The organism is Kitasatospora sp. SUK 42 (assembly GCF_015776785.2).
Taxonomy (GTDB): Bacteria; Actinomycetota; Actinomycetes; order Streptomycetales; family Streptomycetaceae; genus Kitasatospora.
Window position 1 is genome coordinate 1206654 of the sequence record NZ_LFMD02000007.1, and the last position, 19070, is coordinate 1225723.

The window sequence follows — 19070 nt, forward strand, 5'->3', positions numbered from 1 at the left end:
AGTCAATCAGGACATGTGCGCATAAGGCGAATTGGGGTTGACCGAACCCTTGGGGAGACAGCATCGTTCCGCCCCGAACTCCCGTCCGTCCGGGACGGGCACACGGATAGGGGATGCGACGCCCACGATGTTCACCACGAAATGGACACTTCCGAACACAAGGCGACGAGGCGGTTCATCGACCCCCAAACGCCGCCTCCGCGCGGCCGCGGCCGTCGGTGCGCTCCTCCTCGCGCCGCTCGCCGCCCCGGTCGCACACGCCGATCCGGCACCCACGCACGGCCCGGCCACCCTGCCGCCGCCGAGCGGGCCGGACTCGGCCGCGATGACCCCGGAGCAGCGCGCCGTGACCGACGCGGCCGCCCGGGCGAAGACCACCGGGCAGCCCGTGGTGGTCGACGCGCTCACCACCGAGCGCAGTCAGGCGGTGGTCAAACCGGACGGGCGGCTCAGCGTCACCGAGTCGGCCCGAGAGGTGCGCACGAAGAAGGGCGGCGGCTGGGCCGACCTCGACCCGACCCTGCACCGGAACCCGGACGGCACGCTCGGCCCGGCCGTCTCCTCGACCGGCCTCGCACTCTCCGGCGGCGGCACCGGCCCGATGGCCACACTGACCACCGAGGACAGCCGCAAGCTCGCCGTCACGGCCCCGTTCGCGCTGCCCGCGCCGACTCTGGACGGCGCCTCGGCGCTCTACCCGAACGTGCTGCCGGACGTCGACCTCAAAGTGACCGCCCTGCCCGCGGGCGGCTGGCGCGACGTGCTGGTGGTCCGGACGGCGGCCGCGGCCGCGAACCCGGCCCTCAGGACGCTGCGCTTCGCCACCACCACGACCGGCCTGACCGTCGGCGCGGACGCCAGCGGGAACATCAGTGTCACGGACGACACCGGCAAGGTCCGCTTCGGCGCCCCTCCCCCGCAGCAGTGGGACTCCGGCACCCTCGCCACGGCCCCGGCCACCGCCGGCGCCGCCAGGTCCGCCGCCCAAACCGCCGCACCGGCCGACCCCGGTACCCTCTCCACCCCGGAGGCACCGGGCGACGGCGCGAAGGTCGCCTCGATCGCCGCCAAGGTGACCTCCGGCGGCATCGAACTCACCCCGGACCCGGCCGCGTTGGGCCAGGGCACCGGCCCCTGGTACCTCGATCCGACGCTCGCCGCCACCAGCACCACCCAGGGCTCGGCCGAGGTCCAGGAGAACGTGCCGGGCGCCCAGAACTACAACAAGCAGAGCGAGGTCGCCACCGGCTACTGCGGCTTCAGCGACTGCGCCGGCTACGGCCGCGAACGCGCCTACTTCCAGTTCTCCGTCAACTCGGCGCTGTTCACCCAGCCCTCCGGGGCGCCGTACCGCCCGACGGTCTTCGGGTCGACGCTCTACACCAACGTCACCTACGCCTCCAGCAACGGCACCCAGACCCCGCTGGCGGTCTACTGGGCCCCGCGCGGGATCGACACGGGCACCAACTGGTACAACCAGCCCTGCGGGACCGGCGGCCTGACCCCGGCCTGCCCGAAGGCCACCGACAGTCGTCCGATCACCGGCTACGGCCCGCTCAACTTCGACGTCACCGGCCCGATGCAGCAGGCGGCCCGGGCCGGCGGCGGCACCTGGACGATCGTGATCGCCCCCGATGACGAGAGCCGGAAGGAGTTCCGGCACCGGATCGCGAGCAACCCCGTGATCACCACCGACTACGACATCACCCCGAGCATCTGGTACCCGAGGTTCTCGCCGTACGCCGGCTTCGCGAGCACCAACCAGATCACCGAGTGCAACACCGGCGGGGCCCACCCATGGGACAACGCGGGCTGGATCGGCAACAACCAGAACATCTATCTGGCCGCCAACAGCTGGTCCCCGGCCGGCTTCAACCTCTCCACGTCCTTCCAGGTCTGGGACGACAACGACCCCAATTTCGGCATCGCGCCGAGTACTTCGGGCGGAAACTACAACAACCCGGGATCGCCCGTCCCGGTCGGATCGCTCGCCGACGGCCACCAGTACGGCTTCCTCGCCCGCGCCTCCGATGGCACGCTCACCTCGGACGCCTCGGCCTGGTGCTACTTCCGGGTCGACCGCACCAACCCCCGGCTGAGCATCGGCTCCGCCGACTTCCCGCCCTCGGGCACCCCCAACGACAACCCGACGAAGTTCTCCGAGGACGCCGGCACCTTCACCTTCTACGGCCAGGACCCTGCGCCGGGCCCGGGCCTGCTGGCCTCCGGCGTCGCCTGCTTCCGCTACAGCTGGGACTCCTCCGCCGTCACCGGCTGGCACTGCGGTGACCAGAACACGGTCCTCGCCGACGGCAACGGCAACGCGTCCAAGGGGCTGACCCCGCCGCACTGGGGCACCAACATCCTCTGGGTCCAGGCCCAGGACAACGCGGGCAACTACAGCCAGCCCGCCACCTACGCCTTCTACGCCCCGTTCAAGCCCGGCAGCCGGCCCGTCCTGGGTGACACCAACGGGGACAGGATTCCGGACATCCTGGTCGCCGACGCCGACGGCTCGCTGCGGGTCATCAACGGCAACGCCGAGGTCACGCGCGCCACTTCGGCCACGGCGGCCAGCGCCCCGCGCCGGGACGTCAACGACACCAAGACCACGTGGAAGGACTACCAGGTCACCCACCGGGGCGCGCTCAACAAGTCCGGCTCGGTGGACCAGATCATCGCGCACAACACCGTCGACCCGATCCTGAAGCAGGACCTCTACCTGCTCCAGAACGACGGCTCCGGCCACTACGACGTCATGCCGCAGAGCTCGCTCGACCCGCCGACCGCCACCGCCTGCGCCAACGCCCCGAGCGGCGCGGTGCCCTGCCCGGCCACCCGCAGCTTCGGCAGCGACTGGTCGAACGTTTCGCAGATCGTCGCCATCGGTACCCCCGAGGGCGAGCAGACCGGGCCGTCCGACACCCCGCCCGGCCAGCCGCTGATCCTGTCGAAGACCTCCCTGCTGGCCGTGGTCGGCGACCAGCTGTGGCTGCTCAGCCCCGGCATCGGCGACAACACCCTGGACCGCACCGCCCGGCTGATCCCCTCGCCGGCCGGTGCGTGGAGCAAGTACGACCTGATCAACCCTGGCAACGCCAACGGCCCGACCATCACCGCCGACGGCAAGCAGCTGCTGCAGACCACCGTCTGGGCCCGCAACCGGGACACCGGAGACGTCCGCGCCTACCCGATCACCGGCGGCGCCACCCCCGACTTCAGCGCGCTCACCAACCCGGACGCCGGCACGCTGATCCTCTCCGGCGCGGCCGCGGGCACCACCAGGGCCAACTACCCGCGGATCGGCTCCTCCGGCGACCTCAACGGCGACGGCCTGGCCGACCTCTGGGCCATCGACAACAACAACGTGCTGCAGGTCTGGCGCGGCACGAACAGCAGCACCGTCCCCGGCCGGGTCACCGCATTGGCCGGGCCCAATGCCCTGGGCAACAGCACCGCCGCCGTCGAGATCCAGTCGGTGTGGCGGCCGGACATCTGCGCCGATGCCTGGGGCGGCACGAACAAGGGCGGGATGGTCGCGATCTACAGCTGCTACGGCGGCCCCAACCAGCAGTTCACCTTCGGCACCGACGGCACCATCCGCCACCAGGGCCTGTGCCTGTCGACCACCGAGACCGACCTGCGCGACGGCGTGAAGGTCAGCCTGGACACCTGCGACGGGCGGGTCGGCCAGAGCTGGGTGCGCAACACGGACGGGACCATCCGGACCGCCCAGTCGGGCTACTGCCTGGAGCTGCCCGGATGGGCTGACAAGCCCGGCACGCAGTTCGGCATCTGGAGCTGTACCGGCAACCCCAACCAGGCGTGGAGCCTGCCCCCGGTCACCGGCTGAGGTCTCCGGTTCCACCCGATCGAGCGGCGGTCAGGGGAACCTGGCCGCCGCTTCGCGCCCGTCGCAGGCCGGTGCCGGGCGTCGCTACCCGTACAGCGGGCTGCTGTACGAGTAGCGGCGCCCTGGCGTCGTCAGCCGAGCGGCAGCTCCAGCCGGGCCTCGCTCCCGCTCACCGAGGTGATGGTGGTGGTGGTCAGGGCGGGGAGGTCGGAGCCCGCGTAGGAGTACAGCGGGTCGCGGCTGTTGATCACCAGGGCGAGGCGGTGCCCGACCGGCAGGTCGTAGGAGGCGGCCTGGAGGCGCCAGGTGACGGTGGTGTTGACCTTCGGGGTCAGGTCGGTGACCGTCAACGGCTCGTGGGTGATGATCCGGGCGGTGCCGTCCGGAGCGACGTCGTACAGGTAGGCGATCACCGTGGCGGCGTCGGTGCTGCTGCGCACGGTGAGCTGCACGGTGGCGGTGCCCCTGATCCGGCGGGCCACCTCACCGGAGCCGGTCAGCGGGTCGGTCGACCAGACCAGCAGCTGATCGCGCTCGAACTTCGCCAGCTCGTACGGATCGGGGTTGCCGAACCACTCCCGCTGCCCGGTCTTGAGCAGCTCGCCCGCGACGGAGGAGGTCAGGGCACCGGCCGCGAAGTCCCGCGACCACCCGACGGTCGGCTTGTCGGTCAGCGCGCCGTCACCGGTGTCGCCGGCGCCGGTGAGGTACCAGTCCTCGCGGCCGGTGGTGACCTCGTGCCAGGACGCGTACGTCTCGCGGCGCGCCGGGACGGTGATCAGGTTGGTGCCGCCCGGGATGGCGACCGTCTGGTAGGTGAACATGCTCTGGCTGTTCACCGCCGGCCAGTTCGGCACCTCGTTGTCGACGCCGAGCAGGTGGTGGTCCAGCCACTCGTAGGCCTCCCGCGTCGGCACCGCCAGCCCGGGGAACGGCAGGCCGGTCACCAGCCCGGCCAGGCCGGGGCCTTCGGGGGCGCCGTGGTCGCCGATCCACAGGTTCAGCCGCTTCGGGACGGTGAGCCGCTCGAAGAGGTCGGTCACCGGGTTGACCGGGAACAGCGTCTCGTGCCAGGTGTTCGAGATGAACGTCGGGATGCCCCGCGCGTTCGTCTGGTCGACGTAGGCCTCCGGGGAGCGCTCGGTGCCCCAGGCGACCACCTCGTCGAGGTCCCGGCCGCTCAGGAAGTCCTTGAGGAGCTGCTGCGTCCCCTCGTCGAACTTCTCCTCCAGCGGTCCGCCGGTGAAGTCGATCAGCGCCTGCACGGCCTCCAGGTGCCGGGTGCCGTTGTTGTACAGGCTGGTGGCGAGGTTCCCCCAGGTGCTCAGCGCGACCACGGCGGAGACGCGGGCGGCCGGGTCGTGCGCGGCGACCAGCTGGCTGATCCCGGAGCCGTAGGACTCGCCGAGGAAGCCGATCCGGCTGGGCTCCAAGGACTCCTGCGCGTAGTCGATCACGGCCGAGCCGTCGGCCCAGTCGTTGGGCCCGGCCACGTCGATGAAGCCCTCGGAGGTCGACGGCCAGTCCTTGATGCCGATGCCGCGCGGGGAGTAGGCCAGCACGTGGTAGCCGCGCTGCGCCAGCTTGAAGTACGCGTAGAGGAAGGGCAGCCAGCCGAACGGGTTCCACCCGGCGGGCACGATCACCACCGGGTGCGGGGCGTCGTCCTTCAGCTTGATCGAGAACGCCGACAGCCGGACACCGTCGTGCGCGACGATGCGGGGGAACGCGGTCGTGGCGATCCGCTGCACCTCGGCCACCAGCTCCGAGAGCTCCGGCGGGAGTTCGACGCCCTCCTCGCCCTGGGTGGCGGCGAGCAGCGCCCGGGACACGTCGACGACGGCCTGATTGACGCTGTGGCCTGGGCCCCAGAAGCCGTTGGTGGCGATGTCGGTGAGTGTCGCGTTGGTGACCGACGGAGTCTGGTCACTGGTCATTCGGAACCACCTTCTCTGTGAACGGATGCCGAGCGGCATCATGATCAGAGCAGGGGGATACCAAACTGACGTCTCATCAACATTCACTGGAAATAGTGAAGTTGTGGCGATAGATGCCAGTGCGCGCCCCGTTCACGCTACCCACTACGAGGCCTCCCCTTCGTCGCCGTCGTCGGTTTTCGGCTGCGCCGACCGGCGCACCGGCCCTACGGTGTCCGCAACGACTGAGCATCAGGTACGAGGTGGTTGTGGTGGACATTCCCCTGGCGGACATGGTGGCCGCGGTGAAGGACGAACTGCTCGACGCCGCGGCCAGAGCCGGGGAGCACCCGGAGGTGGTGTTCGCGGTGGGGCCGGTGGAGATGGAGTTCGAGGTGGAGGTGCGCGCGGACGCGAAGGCCAAGGCCGGGTTCAAGCTGTGGGCGGTGGGCGCCGAGACGGAGGCCGGCGTCTCCCGGGGACGCACCCACCGCGTCTCCTTCACCCTGACCCCCCAGGGGCCCGACGGCGGCGACATCGTCGTCCGGTCCACGCAGGCACGCCCGGCCCGGCCCGGGAACACCCCGCCGCGCATCGACGGCTGACGGGGACCGGCCCCGGTCGCGGACGTGGTCCGTGGCCGGGGCCACACTGTTCGCAGGACGAACGTATGGGGTGTTCGTACGACGAGCGTGTGGGGTGGGAGTGGAGCGGGAGCGTCTTGCCGCGGTGACCGGCGCGGGCGGAGCTGGGTCCGGGTACGCGGTGGGCGGCAGGCTGGTGCTGTCCTCCGCCCATGTCACCGGCCCGGCCGGTACCCGGGTGGAGGTCTTCCACCCGGGCGGCCCCAGCGCGGTCGGCGCGACGGTCGTGTGGGCCGGAACCCCGAAGGAGCGCGACGACGCCGCCCTCCTCCTCGTCGACGACAGCCCCGACTGGCACCCGCCGACCACACCGGTGGGCTGGGGACTCCTCGTCACCAACCGGCCGGGCACCGCCTGCGAGACCTGGGGCATGCCGGACGAGGCGCAGCGCCCCGGCCGCGACACCGAGGCCTCGCACCTCGGCGGCCAGGTCAATCCCGGCAGCGGCTTCGTCAACTACCAGTACGTGATGGACCTCGCCCAGCCTCCCCCGCAGGAAGCCGCTGCGGGTACCTCACCGTGGGGCGGCCTCTCGGGCGCCGCGGTGTTCTCCGGCCGCCTGCTGATCGGGGTCGTCGCCGCCGACCGCTCCCGCTCCGCCCACGGCCGGCTGAACGTCGTCCCGTCCTACGTCCTCCACCACGACGAGGCCTTCCGCGCCGCCCTCGCCGAGCACGGCGCCGGGGCAGGGGGCGGGAGCGGGGCCGGGGGCGGGGGCGGGATCGGGCCCGGGGCAGGGGCCGGAACCGTCGCGGGGCTGGGGGCCGTGGAGTTCCAGGGCCTCGCCGACCCCGCCCACGACCACGCCGGACGCCGCCGGCCGGCAACACCGGCCGCACTGCTGGAGGCCGGACGCCAGGTCGTCCCCTTCCACGGCCGCACCGAGCTCCTGGACGAACTGCGGGCGTGGTGCGGGCTGGGCGGATTCGGCGCCTGGCTGCTGCACGGCCCCGGCGGCCAGGGCAAGACCCGCCTCGCCCACCACCTCTCCGGCCTGCTGGCCGCCGAGGGCTGGGCGGTGCTGTGGCCGCGCACGGACGCCGGCGCGGCGCAGCTACGGGAGGTACGGCACGCGGGCAGACGGCTGCTGGTCGTCCTCGACTACGCCGAGACCCGCACCGACCAGCTCACAGCGCTCGTGGAGGCGGCCGCCGAGCACCCCGGCACCAGCGCGCTCAAGTTCCTGCTGCTGGCCCGGACGGACGGCGACTGGTGGCTCGACGCCACGACGCGGAGCCGTCTCGCCGAGAGCCACTTGGCCGGGGCCCGCAGCCACCGGCTCACCCCGCTGGAGGACGACGCCGGTCAACGGCCCGCGCGCTACCGGGAGATCGTCCGGGCCCTCGCCGCGGCCCTGCCGCTGGTGGACGGGCTGGCCGGGCACGACTGGAGCACCCCGCCCCCTGCGCGCGGGCTGGACGAGGACGCGTACGGCAACGCGCTGACGCTGCACATGACCGCCCTCGCGGACCTCCTCGACATGGCCGATCCCGTACGTGCCGCACACGACGAGGCGCACACGGTCGAGGACCGGCTACTGGGCCACGAGCGCCGCTACTGGCGCCAGAACGCGACCATCCGCGGCCTCATCCCCACCCTCGGCGCCGCGACGCTGGAGACCGCACTCGCCGCCGCCCACCTCACCGGCGCCACCGACCGCGAGGACGCGGACCGGCTGTGGCAACGCCTGCCCGCCCTCGCCGACCAGCCCCGCACCGTCCGCGACCAGGTCACCGCCTGGCTCGCCGCCCTCTACCCGGCCGGGCCCGAACTCGGCGGACAGCCCTGGGGACACCTCCAGCCCGACCGCCTCGCCGAACGCCACATCGGCCGCGTCCTGGAAGCCGACCCCCACCTCGCCGAGCACCTCCTCGACGACGCCGACGACAGCCAGGCCGGCCAACTCCTCACCGTCTACAGCCGCACCGCCGCGCACCCGGTGTTCCAGCAGCGCCTGGCCGAGCGGCTCACCGACCTCTGCGTCCGCCACCAGCAGCAGTTGGCCCCGCACGTCATCAAAACCGCGATCCGCGCCGACCACCCCGCCCCGCTCGTCAGTGCTCTCGACGCCGTCGTCGCGGAGCCCACCACTCCTCTCAACGGCCTCAAAGCTCTCCAAGACCTGTTTCCCCACTCCAGCCGACGGCTCGCCGCCACTGCCGTCAAGCTCGGACGCGCCCTTGTCGACCGCCACCGCGCTCTCGTAGGGGAAAATTCGAGCGGTTACCTGTCCGATCTCGCCATGGCCCTCAACAACCTCTCCGTCTGTCTGAGTGAGGTGGGTCAACGGGAGGAGGCCCTTGCCATCAGCCGGGATGCCACCGGCCACTACCGCACACTCGCCGACGCAAACCCGGACGCCCACCTGCCCAACCTCGCCATGGCCCTCAACAACCTCTCCGTCAATCTGGCCGACCTGGGGCGGCGGGAGGAGGCCCTCGCCATCAGCCGGGATGCCACCGACCGCTACCGCACACTCGCCGACGCAAACCCGGACGCCCACCTGCCCAACCTCGCCAAGTCCCTGAACAACCACTCCAACCGGCTCAGTGCAGTAGGCCAGCGCGATGATGCCTTGACTGCCAGTCAGGAAGCCACCAACCACTACCGCACACTCGCCGACGCAAACCCGGACGCCCACCTGCCCAACCTCGCCATGGCCCTCAACACCCTCTCCATCCGGCTGGGTGAGGCCGGTCAACGGGAAGAGGCTCTGGCCACCAGCCAGGAAGCCACCAACCACAACCGCACACTCGCCAAGGCAAACCCGGACGCCTATTTGCCCGACCTCGCCGCTTTCCTCAACAACCTCTCCAACCGGCTGGGTGAGGCCGGTCAACGGGAAGAGGCTCTGGCCACCAGCCAGGAAGCCACCAACCACAACCGCACACTCGCCGACGCGAACCCGGACGCCTACCTGCCTAACTTCGCCGCTTCCCTCATCACTCTCTCCGTCCGGCTGGGTGAGGCCGGTCAACGGGAAGAGGCTCTGGCCACCAGCCAGGAAGCCACCAACCACTACCGCAAACTGGCGCGTGCCTACCCCGAGCTCTTCAAAGCCGAGCTACAGAAGACCCAGAATGTGGCCGCCTGGCTCGAAACCCTCGAACCGTAGCCCGGCGACTCCCTCACAGGCAGGCGAGGACGGCACTCACACGGCCGTCCTGTGGCCGGATGGGGCCTTGTCACCTCTCCGTCATCCCCTGGTGAAGAGGCCGTTGAGGTCCGGGTAGTCGATGCCCTCCCGGACGGAGTCGTAGCGACCAGCCCCGTGCAGGTCGAGCGCCGCGCGCCGTACTGCGGCGTAGGCGGACTGCGCGACGCCCGAGCCGAGGCTGACGCGGGCCACGCCCAGGGCGCCCAGCTCGGCCACCAGCGGCATGCCCGGCCCGGCCATGACGTTGAGGGGGACGGTGAGGGCCGCGGCCAGTTCCCTGATGGCGGCGGTGTCGGCGAGGCCGGGGACGAAGATCCCGTCCGCTCCGGCGTCGACGTAGGTGCGCGCCCGTTCCAGGGTCTCCGCGAGCCGGGTGGCGGGGTTGCCCGACCCGAGCAGGTAGGTGTCGACGCGGGCGTTGACGAACAGGTCGGCACCCGCCGTCCGGGCCGCACGGCGGGCGGCGCCGAGGCGTTCGGCGAGTGCGGCCGGCGGGCGGGGGCCGTCCTCGATGTTGATGCCCACCGCGCCGGCTTCCAGCAGCAGGGTGACGGTCCGTGCGACGTCGTCGGGGGTCTGCCCGTAGCCGCCCTCGATGTCCACGGTCACCGGGACGCCGACGGCTACCGCGATGCGGGCGACGACATCCAACACCTGGTCCCGGGGGACGGAGTCCCCGTCCGGGGCGCCGAGCGACCAGGCCACTCCGGCACTGGTGGTGGCGATCGCGGAGGCACCTGCCGCCTCCACGATGCGGGCGCCGGCGACGTCCCAGACGTTGGCGAGCGCGAGCGGACGGGCGGGGCTGTGCAGGGAGCGGAAGACCGAGGACTTGTTCGCGTTGATCATGTCCCTGAGCCAATCAGTGGGTGAGGACGTTGTCCGGCAGAAAACGGACATGAACGTGGGCCCCTGGACGCTCAGCGCTTGACGATCTGGTCGAGGACGGCGGCGACGCCGGACTTCACCGCGTCGCGGTGGTGGAGGGGCTCCGCGGGCAGGTCGCTGGTGGGGCGCACGCCCCGGTCGGCGAGGAGGTGGAGCATGCGCAGGGTGCGCAGGCAGTTGCTGATGTGGGCGGGCACCGGGGTGCTGATGCGGTCGGCCCCGAAGCGCTCGGCGATGGGATCCAGCCAGCCGACGGCGTCGCGTTCGCTCAGGTCGGTGCGGGTGAGGATCCGGGCGACGGCCCGGGCCAGGCGGTCGTCCTCCATCTGGTCGTAGACGTGGTCGGTGGGGGCTGTCAGCCGCGCGGCGGCCAGGTCCAGCATCCGTACCGGCGCCACCTCGGGGTGGCGGCCGAAGCTGCCGAGCAGGTCCGCGCCGTGCGCCACGGCGTGGAGCCAGCCGAGCGTCTCGTCGTGGCCGCGCAGGTCCTGCTCCGCCGGGTACCAGCGCTCGAAGGCGTCCACCCAGCCGGACTTGACGTCCCCCTTGGCCACCAGCATGTCGAGCACGAGGGGCGCGAAGGTGCGGGCCTCGATGCGCGGGTCGCCGAACCGCTCGGCCATCTCGTCCCCCAGCTCCAGCCGCCGGGGCGCATCGATCACCCCGCGGGCTATCCAGGTCGCGAGGACGGCGTAGGGCTCGCCGTCCCGGACCAGGGGGTCCGGGTCCGCCAGGGCACGGGACAGCTCGCGGACGAGTTCTTCCAGGGGCCGGTCCGCGGGCACGGCGTAGTCGGCGGCTTCGATGGTCTTCCAGTCGGTCACAGCGCGCAGGATAGGTCCTCGCCGTGGCCGTGCGCCTGCGAATTACGCCGGGACGATCAGGCCGAGGTGGTCGCGCAGGGCCCGCCGGCCGGTGGTGGTGACGGTGAGGGCGCGGGTGGTGCCGACCCGGGTGAGCCATCCGGCGGTGAGGGCGTGGGTGCACAGGGCGGCACCGGCGGCGCCCGCCAGGTGGGGGCGGCGCTCGGTCCAGTCGAGGCACGCGCGGACGGGCGGGCGGCGTGATCCGCCGGGCAGCGTGATCCCGAGTTCGGCGAGCCAGGCCGCGCCCTCACCGGTCAGTGCCGGCTGCGGCCCCCACGCCAGCAGGCCGCGCTCGACCATGGCGTCGGTGACCGCCAGCGCGACGGAGCCGGCCAGGTGGTCGTAGCACAGCCGCGCGCGGGCGAGCGCCCGCTGGCGGCCGGAGGCGGCCAGCGAGCGCGGCCGAGGGGGCTGCTGGGGAGCGAGCGCCGCGAGGCTCTCGATCAGCTCCACGACCCTTCGGTCGGCCAGCCGGAGGTAGCGGTGGCGTCCGTGCCGTTCCTCGGCGAGGAGGCCCCCGGCGACGAGCAGGTTCAGGTGCGAGGTCGCGGTCGAGGGCGCCACCCCGGCGTGACGTGCGAGTTCGACGGCCGTCCAGGCCCGGCCGTCGAGCAGCGCCAGGCAGAAGGCGGCCCTGGTCCCGTCGGCGAGCAGTCTGGCCACGGCGGCCAGGTCCACGCCCACGTCCTGTTCCACGCGTCGAGCGTCCACCAGTCGATTGTCCACCCGTCGATTGTCCGTCGGCGTTCCTTCGACGCCCGTCGAAGCGTCCGCACCGTAGCCTCGCCCGGCAACGCTCCCACACCCCTGGAGGAACCATGTCCGTACCCGGAACGACCCGCCCCCGGGCCGACCTGGTCGTCACCGACGCCCCCGCACCCGCGGACTTCGCGACGATCTCCGACGGGCTGGACCGCTTCAACGTCGAGCGGATCGGGGTCGACGACCGCAGGCCGCTCGCCGTCCTGGTCCGCGACCCCGAAACGCACCGGACGGTCGGCGGGCTGACCGGGCGCACCTCGCTCGGGCTGTTCTTCGTCGACCTGTTCTTCCTGCCGCCCGAGCTGCGCGGCGGCGGGCTGGGCAGGGAGGTCCTCCGGCAGGCCGAGAGCGAGGCCCGCGCCCGCGGGTGCCGCACGGCCGTGCTGTACACGATCAGCTTCCAGGCCCCCGGCTTCTACCGGAAGGAGGGCTGGCAGCTCCTGGGCGAGGTCCCCTGCGATCCGCCGGGGACCAGCCGCGTCTTCATGACCAAGGAGCTCACCGCGCCGCCGAGCCCGGAGTAGCACCCGCCGTCGCCCGCCCCCTCCCCGGACCACCTGCCCGTCCCTCTCCGGAGACGACGGCTTCTCAGGCACGGCTCAGACAGTCGTTTAAGGGTTTCTCATCTTCGGGCCCGACCTTTGGGCAGGGGCGTCCCGGTGCCGATCCGGTGCCGACCCGGTGCCGAACTCGGATGGGACGACCACGGGGTGGGATTTCGGCCGTTGCCGACATGGCCGTGACCAAGGCGGATACGGGCCCTGAGACGGGGCGGGCGGGGACGGGTGGGGGATGTCTCGGTTGCGTGACGGGTGGTTCGGCCGGATGACCCTGCGGGGTCGGCTGGCGTCGTTCACGGCCGCGGCCGTGTCACTGGCTGTGGTGCTGTCCGCGGTGACCGGCTGGTTCGTGGCCCGTGGGGAGATGACCGCTCAAGTCGATCAGACGCTGACGCGCACCTGGGCGCCGAACGCCCATGCGTCCCCCCAGTCCGAGATCAGAGCGATTTACGACTGGTGCCGCGGGGTCGTTCAGCCGTGGATGACGAGGGACGCCATTCCCACGGTGATCTTCGCGGACGGGACGTCCTGTCCGCCGAACGACTCCCGGTCCGTGAAAGTCACGGATGACGATCTGCCGGTGGCGCGCAGCGGGACAAGGGGAGCACACGCGCGCTCCCACTTCCGCGACGGCCAGCTGGCCAACGGTGACGACGTGCGCGTGTACGTGGTCAGCTACGGACCGATCGAGTTCAACGGCGAACGCACCACCGCGGCCGTCGCGCTGTCCCAACCCCTGCGCCCGGTACGCGACGCACTGTTCGGACTCGCCCTGATCACGACCTTCGCGGCCGCACTGGTGATCGCGGCCTCGGCCTTCGGCGCGCTGTGGCTAGCGCGCAGGGCCCTGCAGCCCGTCGACCGTCTCACCCAGGCGGCCGAGTACATCGCACGCACCCAGGAGCCGGGGACGACCATCGACGTGACCGGCCGTGACGAGATCGCCCGCCTCGGCCAGGCGTTCAACGCCATGAGCACCGCGCTCGCCCATTCCCGCGACAGCCAGTCCCAGCTCATCGCCGACGCCGGCCACGAGCTGCGCACCCCGCTGACCTCCCTGCGCACCAACATCGACCTGCTGGTCCGCAGCGAGGAGACCGGGCGGGCGATCCCCGAGGGCACGCGCGCGAAGCTCTTCACCAACCTGAAGGCCCAGACGGTGGAACTGTCCACCCTCATCGGCGATCTGCTGGTCCTCTCCCGCCCCCTCCCGGCCGCGGGTACCGCTCCTGTCGCCGCACTGGGGCTGCACGATGTCGTCTCCCGCGCGCTGGACCGCGCAAGGCTGCGCGGACCCTCTCTGGTGTTCAACGTCGACCTACAACCCTGGTACGTACGGGCGGACACGCACACCATGGAGCGGGCCGTCGTCAACCTCCTCGACAACGCGGTGAAGTTCAGCCCGGCCGACGGCGCCATCGAGGTTTCACTGGCCTCCGGCGTCCTCACGGTTCGCGACCACGGCCCGGGCATCGCGCCCGAGGACGTGCCGCACGTGTTCGACCGGTTCTGGCGCGCGCCGTCCGCGAGGCAGCTGCCCGGATCCGGCCTGGGCCTGGCGATCGTCGCCCAGGCGATCCGCGGCGCCGGCGGCGAGGTGGCACTCGCCCCCGCGGCCCCCGGACCGGACGGCACGACGGGCGGCACGGTGGCCACCGTGAGGCTGCCGGGCTCGCCGACACCTCCCGCTCGCACGGCTCCGGCCTCCCCGCACAACTAGAGCGCCGGAGCGGCGGTGGTTAGCTCAAACCTCGGTCGTGGCAGCGAAGGTGAGGAAGGACTGCCAGGCGGTCGGGGTGAAGGTGAGGTGCGGGCCGGCGGCGTCCTTGGAGTCGCGGACAAGGACGGCGGTGGTGGTCTCGGCGACCTCGACGCACTCCGCGCCCTCGTTGCCGCTGTAGCTGCTCTTGCGCCAGGCGATCTCGACGCAGGCGGCGCCCTCGTTGCTGCTGTGGCTGCTCTTGAACCAGACCAGTTCCATGCCTTCTGACGGTACGCCAACGGCCCGCCGCCGGGAAGGCGGTGGGCCGTTGAGGGGAGGTTGTCTCAGACCTCGGCAGTGGCGGCGAACGTCACGAACGCCTCCCACGCGGCCGGCTCGAAAGCCAGCTGGGGGCCACTCTTGTCCTTGGAGTCACGCACGTGGACAATGCCGGGGGTCTCGGCGACCTCGACGCAGTTAGCGTCCTCGTTGGTGCTGTAGCTGCTCTTGAACCACGCCAGCTCGGCCATGCCTATCGCTCTCCCAGAATCTGTTCGATCAAGGCCAGGGACTCCCTCAGGCTAAGCGCCTGAGCCCGGATGCTGCTGTACCGTGCGGCCATATTACGGACTTCCGCCGGGTCCGTGATCAACCGATTTACGTGCTGCGCTGCCACATAGCCGATCTGCGGCCGATTGGGCGGAGTCAGGAGGGTAAAGGAGCCGCCCATCCCAGCATGGGTCAGCCGATCGAGCGGCATGATCTGAAGTTCAGGGCCTCGCATCTTTCCCACCTTGAGGAGATGCTGGAGCTGCTCGCTGTGAACGTCCCATCCCCCGAGGGGGCGCCGCAGAACGCTCTCATCAACCACCCACGTCACAACGGGCATCGGCCAGCGAGCCAGGATCTCCTTGCGTGCCAGTCGAGTCGCCACCCACTCGTCGACCTGCTCGGGCGAAAGCAGCGGGCGCCGCATCTCGTACAGCGCCCGGATGTACGCCTCGGTCTGCAACAAGCCCGGGATGACCATCGTGCTGTAGTCGTGGATCTCGATGGCCCGGTGCTCTTCGGACGTGAAGGCCTTGGAGAAAGCCGGATGCCGCTCGCTGACCCGGATCTTCGCCTTCATCACGTCGTCCGCGATGACCTTCAGCGCACCCTCTGCGTTGAGGAGGCCGTCCACCAGCGTCAGGTACTCGATTCTCGGGGTCCGCACACCCCGCTCGATCGCGCCGACCAGGTCCTCGCTGTAGCCGCTCATCTTGGCCAACTGCCGCTGCGTCAAGCCGGCCCGCTCGCGGAAGAACTTGATCAGTTTCCCCACCGCGCTGTAGAACTCCGCGACGCCATCGGAGATTCCCGCCGTCTCTCCGTCATCGAACACCGTGCGCTCGACGCCACCCATGGGAACCACCCTCCCATTGCTCGATTGATTCGGGCCAGCCGACAAGCCAACCCTCCGCATTCGCACAGACACCCTCCGTGCCTGCCGAATCCATGGTCAGCGTACGTCCGCCCCGCCACGCTTTTGCCCATGAAGTCCGAAACCCCCCTCGACAGACCGCGTTCCCACACCACCCTCCTCCACGCCACCCCCAAGGGCGCCGCCATCTGCCGACGCATCGCCAGGCGTCAACTCACCGCCTGGGGACTGAATTCGACGCACACCGAACCCTTCTACTCGGCGCTCCTGATCGTCGCCGAGCTCGCCGCGAACGCGATCACGCACGGACGCATTCCGGGGCGCGGGTTCGAGCTTCACCTCGCGCTCACCACCACCGTGCGCCGGGGCACGACCCTCCGCATCGAGATCTCGGACCCCCGGGGCGAGCGACTCCCCCTCCTCCCCACCGTCCACACCCCCAACTCCCAGTCCGGGCGCGGCCTCGTCCTCATCAGCGCCCTCGCCGACCGCTGGGGCACCATCCCCCGCCACCCCAACGCCAAGACCGTCTGGGCCGAGCTCGACCTCACCCCCACCACTCCCGAAGCCCCCTGAAACGCCGAGGAGTGGGAAGTCGGCCCCACCGACTTCCCACTCCAAACCCGCGCTACAGGACCACTCCAGCCAGTGCTGTGACCGCGTAGGTTCATCGGGTGACGTCCATTCGACCGCTGGAGGCGCGGCGGCTGAGCCTGTCCGTGTACGCAGATTGACCGACCGCGAACCGCAGCCCCGGAGTGCCGAAAGGGACAAGTTCACGAGAAGGACAGCGACAGAAGGACGACTCAGGAGGCGGACGGCTCGATCTCGCCCGCAAAGACGATGACCTGGTCGATGCGGTTCCGCCGCAGATGGACGACGTCCGTTCCCGACAGGCGGGGGCCTCCATCCGGCGTGGTGAAGACCCACTGGTACCGGGCCCACTCGTCAGGCATGTCCACCTCCGAGCAGCGCGCCATCGTGCCGGTCCCCGCCGGGTGGCGCCGGATGTCCAGCACGAACCGCTCGACCGCCGCGATTCCTTCGCTGCGGCCCAACGGCCCCCAGAAGACCACGTCCGAGGTCAGGGCCTGGGAGAGCAGGGCAGTCACATAGCTGTCGTCCGAGGCGTTGAACGCGGAGATGAACGTGTCGATCGCGGTGCGTGCCGTCTCTTCCTGCATCCCCCAGTAATACCAGCCGTTACGCGTGCGCTCGCCCCGCGAGCCGCCTTCGGATCACGGTGGACCATCCCGGTCACAGCACCAGTCGCCCCGGACCCCGAAGCCGACGGACCCTCCCCATTCCTCACTCGTTCGAGTGAAGATCCGACATCACTCGGGCCGAAGTATTGACGGAGCGGGAAGTCGGCCGGGCCGACTTCCCGCTCCACGGCAAGGTGAACTCACCAGCTCGTGGCGCCGGCCTCCCCACCCACGCTGCCGGCGCCGTAGCCGCCGTAGCCTCCGCTGACGCCGCCCCCGTAGCCGCCGTACGAGCCCGAGACACCGCCCGAGACCGTACCGGCCGGCTCGCTGGAGGCGATCACGACGACGGTGATCCGGCTTCCGTCGAGCTCCTGCCCGTTCAGCGCGGCCACGGCGGCGGCCGCGTCCTGTCCACTGCTGTACGTGGCATAGCCGAAGCCCTTCGACGCCCCGGTGTCGCGGTCCCTCATGATGATGGAGTCGAGCACCTGCCCGTACTGCGCGGCCACTTGGAGCAGGGTGTCGTCCGTGGTCGACGAACTCAGGTTGCTGATCTTGATCTTGGCAGCCATGGCAGGACCCCTTCGAAGCGCTGACGACGATCCGTCGCGCCAGGATCGCAGGGCGCCCGCTCCGCGCAGGGCCGAATCCCACGATCCGTCCGGGAACGACCGTCCAGCCTCCACCTCCCTCGCACATCCGGAACGGAACCGTTCGGAGGTTCGGGATTCGCCAAGGGTCCACTTTGTAAAGGCCGTTGCATATCCCACCCATCAGGGCACAAGGTGGATGCTTCGGGTACGCGGACAGGAGCGGATCATGGGGATATTCGGCCGGAAGCGGAAGCGCGAGCAGGAGCAGGAGCAGCCCTCGGGCGGCGGGATCGACATCGGCGGCGGGATGCGGGTGCACCTGGAGGTCAGTCCGGAGCAGATGCGGCAACTCACCGACCAGGCCCGGCAGGCGGCCGAGGCCGGGGACGTCAAGGCCATGTTCCACCTGGCAGGGTTCCTGGAGCACCAGGGCAAGGTGCAGGAGGCCGCGAACTGGCACCACAGGGCCTCCTCCGCCGGCAACGCGGACTCCGCGGCCTGGCTCGCCGACAGGCTGCTCAAGCAGGGCCAGACCGAGCAGGGCCTCGACTACCTGCGGCTCGCCGCCCAACTCGGGCACGTCTCCGCCACCTTCAACCTCGCGGTCCTACTCCTCGGCGAGAACAGCGAGGACTACGAGGGTGCCCGGTGGATGCTGCGCGCCGCCGAGGCGGGCCACCAGAAGGCGATCGACTACCTCGGGATCAACATCGAGGAGGTCCGCAAGGCGCGGGCCGCCGTCGAGCGGGACATCGCCAAGGCCGAACAGGGCGACGTGGCCGCCGCGCACCGGGCCGCCGTCGGGCTGATCGACCTCGTCGAGGACGAGCAGGCCGACCACTGGTTGGAGGTCGGAGCGCGGGGCGGGAACGCCGACTCCGCCTACGAGTTGGCACAGCGACTGCGCGACGGGGGCGAGACGGAACGCGCCCTGGAGCTGATGAAGCAGGCCGGGCAGCTCGGCCGCAAGGACGCGACCCGGGTCGCCGGGGTGTGGCTGTACACCGACGGCGACCCGGCCGCCGCCGTACCGCTGCTGCGGCAGGCCGTGGCGGACGGCGAGGAGCTCGTCGTCCCGATCCTCGGCGCCGCGCTCGCCGCCGCCGGCGATCTGGACGGCGCGGAGGCCGTGATGCGCCCGGCCGCCGAGGCGGGCGACTGGCAGGCGCAGTACAACCTGCTGTCCGTCCTCCAGCAGCAAGCGGCCCGCGCCGGGACGCAGCCGAGCCCGGAGGAGCAGGAGCTGCTCATCCGCGCCTCGGAGGGTGTGCACGACGCCGCCCAGGAGCGACTGGACGCCGGCCGGCCGGACCAGGCCGTCCACATGCTGCGGATCGCCGCCCGGGCCGGCGACCCGGTGGCGCAGCGCTCCCTGGGAAAGCTGCTGCTGGCCATGAACCCGAAGGACCCCGAGGGCCGGGAGTGGAAGCAGCGCGCGGACAGCGTCCTGGGGCGGTAGTCCTGGGACGGAAGGAGGCGGCCCGCCGGGAGCGGGCCG

General features: G+C 71.2%; 16 protein-coding genes. 7 read left to right on the plus strand and 9 right to left on the minus strand.

The window, feature by feature from the left end; translation table 11 throughout:
* Nucleotides 1-325 precede the first annotated feature (325 nt).
* Nucleotides 326-3853, plus strand: coding sequence for a ricin-type beta-trefoil lectin domain protein (locus tag RZ50_RS26975; protein WP_196951406.1), 3528 nt, complete (start codon nt 326-328; stop codon nt 3851-3853).
* A gap of 131 nt (nt 3854-3984) precedes the next feature.
* Here the strand turns inward: RZ50_RS26975 and RZ50_RS26980 are convergent, their stop codons facing one another.
* A complete protein-coding gene (locus RZ50_RS26980) occupies nt 3985-5790 on the minus strand; it encodes an alpha/beta fold hydrolase (RefSeq protein WP_196951405.1) in 1806 nt (601 codons plus the stop codon).
* A gap of 251 nt (nt 5791-6041) precedes the next feature.
* Between RZ50_RS26980 and RZ50_RS26985 the strand changes: the two genes are divergently transcribed.
* Entirely contained in the window at nt 6042-6374 is a 333-nt protein-coding gene (locus RZ50_RS26985) for a trypco2 family protein (protein ID WP_196951404.1), read from the plus strand.
* Between the two features lie 100 nt (nt 6375-6474).
* Entirely contained in the window at nt 6475-9528 is a 3054-nt protein-coding gene (locus RZ50_RS29980) for a tetratricopeptide repeat protein (protein ID WP_308272335.1), read from the plus strand.
* Between the two features lie 81 nt (nt 9529-9609).
* On the opposite strand, the gene RZ50_RS26995 is transcribed toward RZ50_RS29980, so the two are convergent.
* From RZ50_RS26995 to RZ50_RS27005, 3 genes are all read right to left on the minus strand, one after another.
* Complete coding sequence (locus tag RZ50_RS26995) at nt 9610-10419, minus strand: isocitrate lyase/phosphoenolpyruvate mutase family protein (RefSeq protein ID WP_196951403.1); 810 nt, start codon at nt 10417-10419, stop codon at nt 9610-9612.
* Nucleotides 10420-10490: 71 nt separating this feature from the next.
* Nucleotides 10491-11282, minus strand: coding sequence for a DUF2785 domain-containing protein (locus RZ50_RS27000; RefSeq protein ID WP_196951402.1), 792 nt, complete (start codon nt 11280-11282; stop codon nt 10491-10493).
* Between the two features lie 42 nt (nt 11283-11324).
* A complete protein-coding gene (locus RZ50_RS27005) occupies nt 11325-12035 on the minus strand; it encodes a winged helix-turn-helix domain-containing protein (RefSeq protein WP_308272337.1) in 711 nt (236 codons plus the stop codon).
* A gap of 107 nt (nt 12036-12142) precedes the next feature.
* Between RZ50_RS27005 and RZ50_RS27010 the strand changes: the two genes are divergently transcribed.
* Nucleotides 12143-12610 (plus strand): N-acetyltransferase, encoded by a 468-nt coding sequence (locus tag RZ50_RS27010; protein ID WP_196951401.1) that lies wholly within the window; start codon nt 12143-12145, stop codon nt 12608-12610.
* A gap of 589 nt (nt 12611-13199) precedes the next feature.
* Complete coding sequence (locus RZ50_RS27015) at nt 13200-14366, plus strand: HAMP domain-containing sensor histidine kinase (protein ID WP_308272339.1); 1167 nt, start codon at nt 13200-13202, stop codon at nt 14364-14366.
* 24 nt (nt 14367-14390) lie between these two features.
* Here RZ50_RS27015 and RZ50_RS27020 read toward each other — a convergent pair whose 3' ends face one another.
* From RZ50_RS27020 to RZ50_RS27030, 3 genes are all read right to left on the minus strand, one after another.
* Nucleotides 14391-14627, minus strand: coding sequence for a DUF397 domain-containing protein (locus RZ50_RS27020; protein WP_196951399.1), 237 nt, complete (start codon nt 14625-14627; stop codon nt 14391-14393).
* Between the two features lie 65 nt (nt 14628-14692).
* A complete protein-coding gene (locus tag RZ50_RS27025) occupies nt 14693-14878 on the minus strand; it encodes a DUF397 domain-containing protein (RefSeq protein ID WP_196951398.1) in 186 nt (61 codons plus the stop codon).
* A 2-nt stretch (nt 14879-14880) separates the two neighbouring features.
* Entirely contained in the window at nt 14881-15753 is an 873-nt protein-coding gene (locus tag RZ50_RS27030) for a helix-turn-helix transcriptional regulator (protein ID WP_196951397.1), read from the minus strand.
* Between the two features lie 129 nt (nt 15754-15882).
* On the opposite strand from RZ50_RS27030, the gene RZ50_RS27035 reads away from it, so the two are divergent.
* On the plus strand, nt 15883-16347 hold the full coding sequence (locus tag RZ50_RS27035; RefSeq protein ID WP_217680865.1) for an ATP-binding protein: 465 nt from the start codon (nt 15883-15885) through the stop codon (nt 16345-16347).
* Between the two features lie 230 nt (nt 16348-16577).
* Here RZ50_RS27035 and RZ50_RS27040 read toward each other — a convergent pair whose 3' ends face one another.
* Nucleotides 16578-16955 (minus strand): nuclear transport factor 2 family protein, encoded by a 378-nt coding sequence (locus tag RZ50_RS27040; protein WP_196952467.1) that lies wholly within the window; start codon nt 16953-16955, stop codon nt 16578-16580.
* Nucleotides 16956-17176: 221 nt separating this feature from the next.
* Complete coding sequence (locus RZ50_RS27045) at nt 17177-17551, minus strand: RNA-binding protein (RefSeq protein ID WP_196952466.1); 375 nt, start codon at nt 17549-17551, stop codon at nt 17177-17179.
* A 247-nt stretch (nt 17552-17798) separates the two neighbouring features.
* On the opposite strand from RZ50_RS27045, the gene RZ50_RS27050 reads away from it, so the two are divergent.
* Complete coding sequence (locus tag RZ50_RS27050; protein WP_196952465.1) at nt 17799-19031, plus strand: tetratricopeptide repeat protein; 1233 nt, start codon at nt 17799-17801, stop codon at nt 19029-19031.
* The last annotated feature ends 39 nt before the right edge of the window (nt 19032-19070 follow it).

Excerpts from the sequence above, each read along its gene's own strand:
- RZ50_RS26975 (WP_196951406.1), top strand. The coding sequence starts at position 326 with ATGACCCCGGAGCAGCGCGCCGTGACCGACGCGGCCGCCCGGGCGAAG.
- RZ50_RS26980 (WP_196951405.1), bottom strand. The coding sequence starts at position 5,790 with ATGACCAGTGACCAGACTCCGTCGGTCACCAACGCGACACTCACCGAC.
- RZ50_RS26995 (WP_196951403.1), bottom strand. The coding sequence starts at position 10,419 with ATGATCAACGCGAACAAGTCCTCGGTCTTCCGCTCCCTGCACAGCCCC.
- RZ50_RS27010 (WP_196951401.1), top strand. The coding sequence starts at position 12,143 with ATGTCCGTACCCGGAACGACCCGCCCCCGGGCCGACCTGGTCGTCACC.
- RZ50_RS27020 (WP_196951399.1), bottom strand. The coding sequence starts at position 14,627 with ATGGAACTGGTCTGGTTCAAGAGCAGCCACAGCAGCAACGAGGGCGCC.
- RZ50_RS27025 (WP_196951398.1), bottom strand. The coding sequence starts at position 14,878 with ATGGCCGAGCTGGCGTGGTTCAAGAGCAGCTACAGCACCAACGAGGAC.
- RZ50_RS27030 (WP_196951397.1), bottom strand. The coding sequence starts at position 15,753 with ATGGGTGGCGTCGAGCGCACGGTGTTCGATGACGGAGAGACGGCGGGA.
- RZ50_RS27035 (WP_217680865.1), top strand. The coding sequence starts at position 15,883 with ATGAAGTCCGAAACCCCCCTCGACAGACCGCGTTCCCACACCACCCTC.
- RZ50_RS27040 (WP_196952467.1), bottom strand. The coding sequence starts at position 16,955 with ATGCAGGAAGAGACGGCACGCACCGCGATCGACACGTTCATCTCCGCG.
- RZ50_RS27045 (WP_196952466.1), bottom strand. The coding sequence starts at position 17,551 with ATGGCTGCCAAGATCAAGATCAGCAACCTGAGTTCGTCGACCACGGAC.
- RZ50_RS27050 (WP_196952465.1), top strand. The coding sequence starts at position 17,799 with ATGGGGATATTCGGCCGGAAGCGGAAGCGCGAGCAGGAGCAGGAGCAG.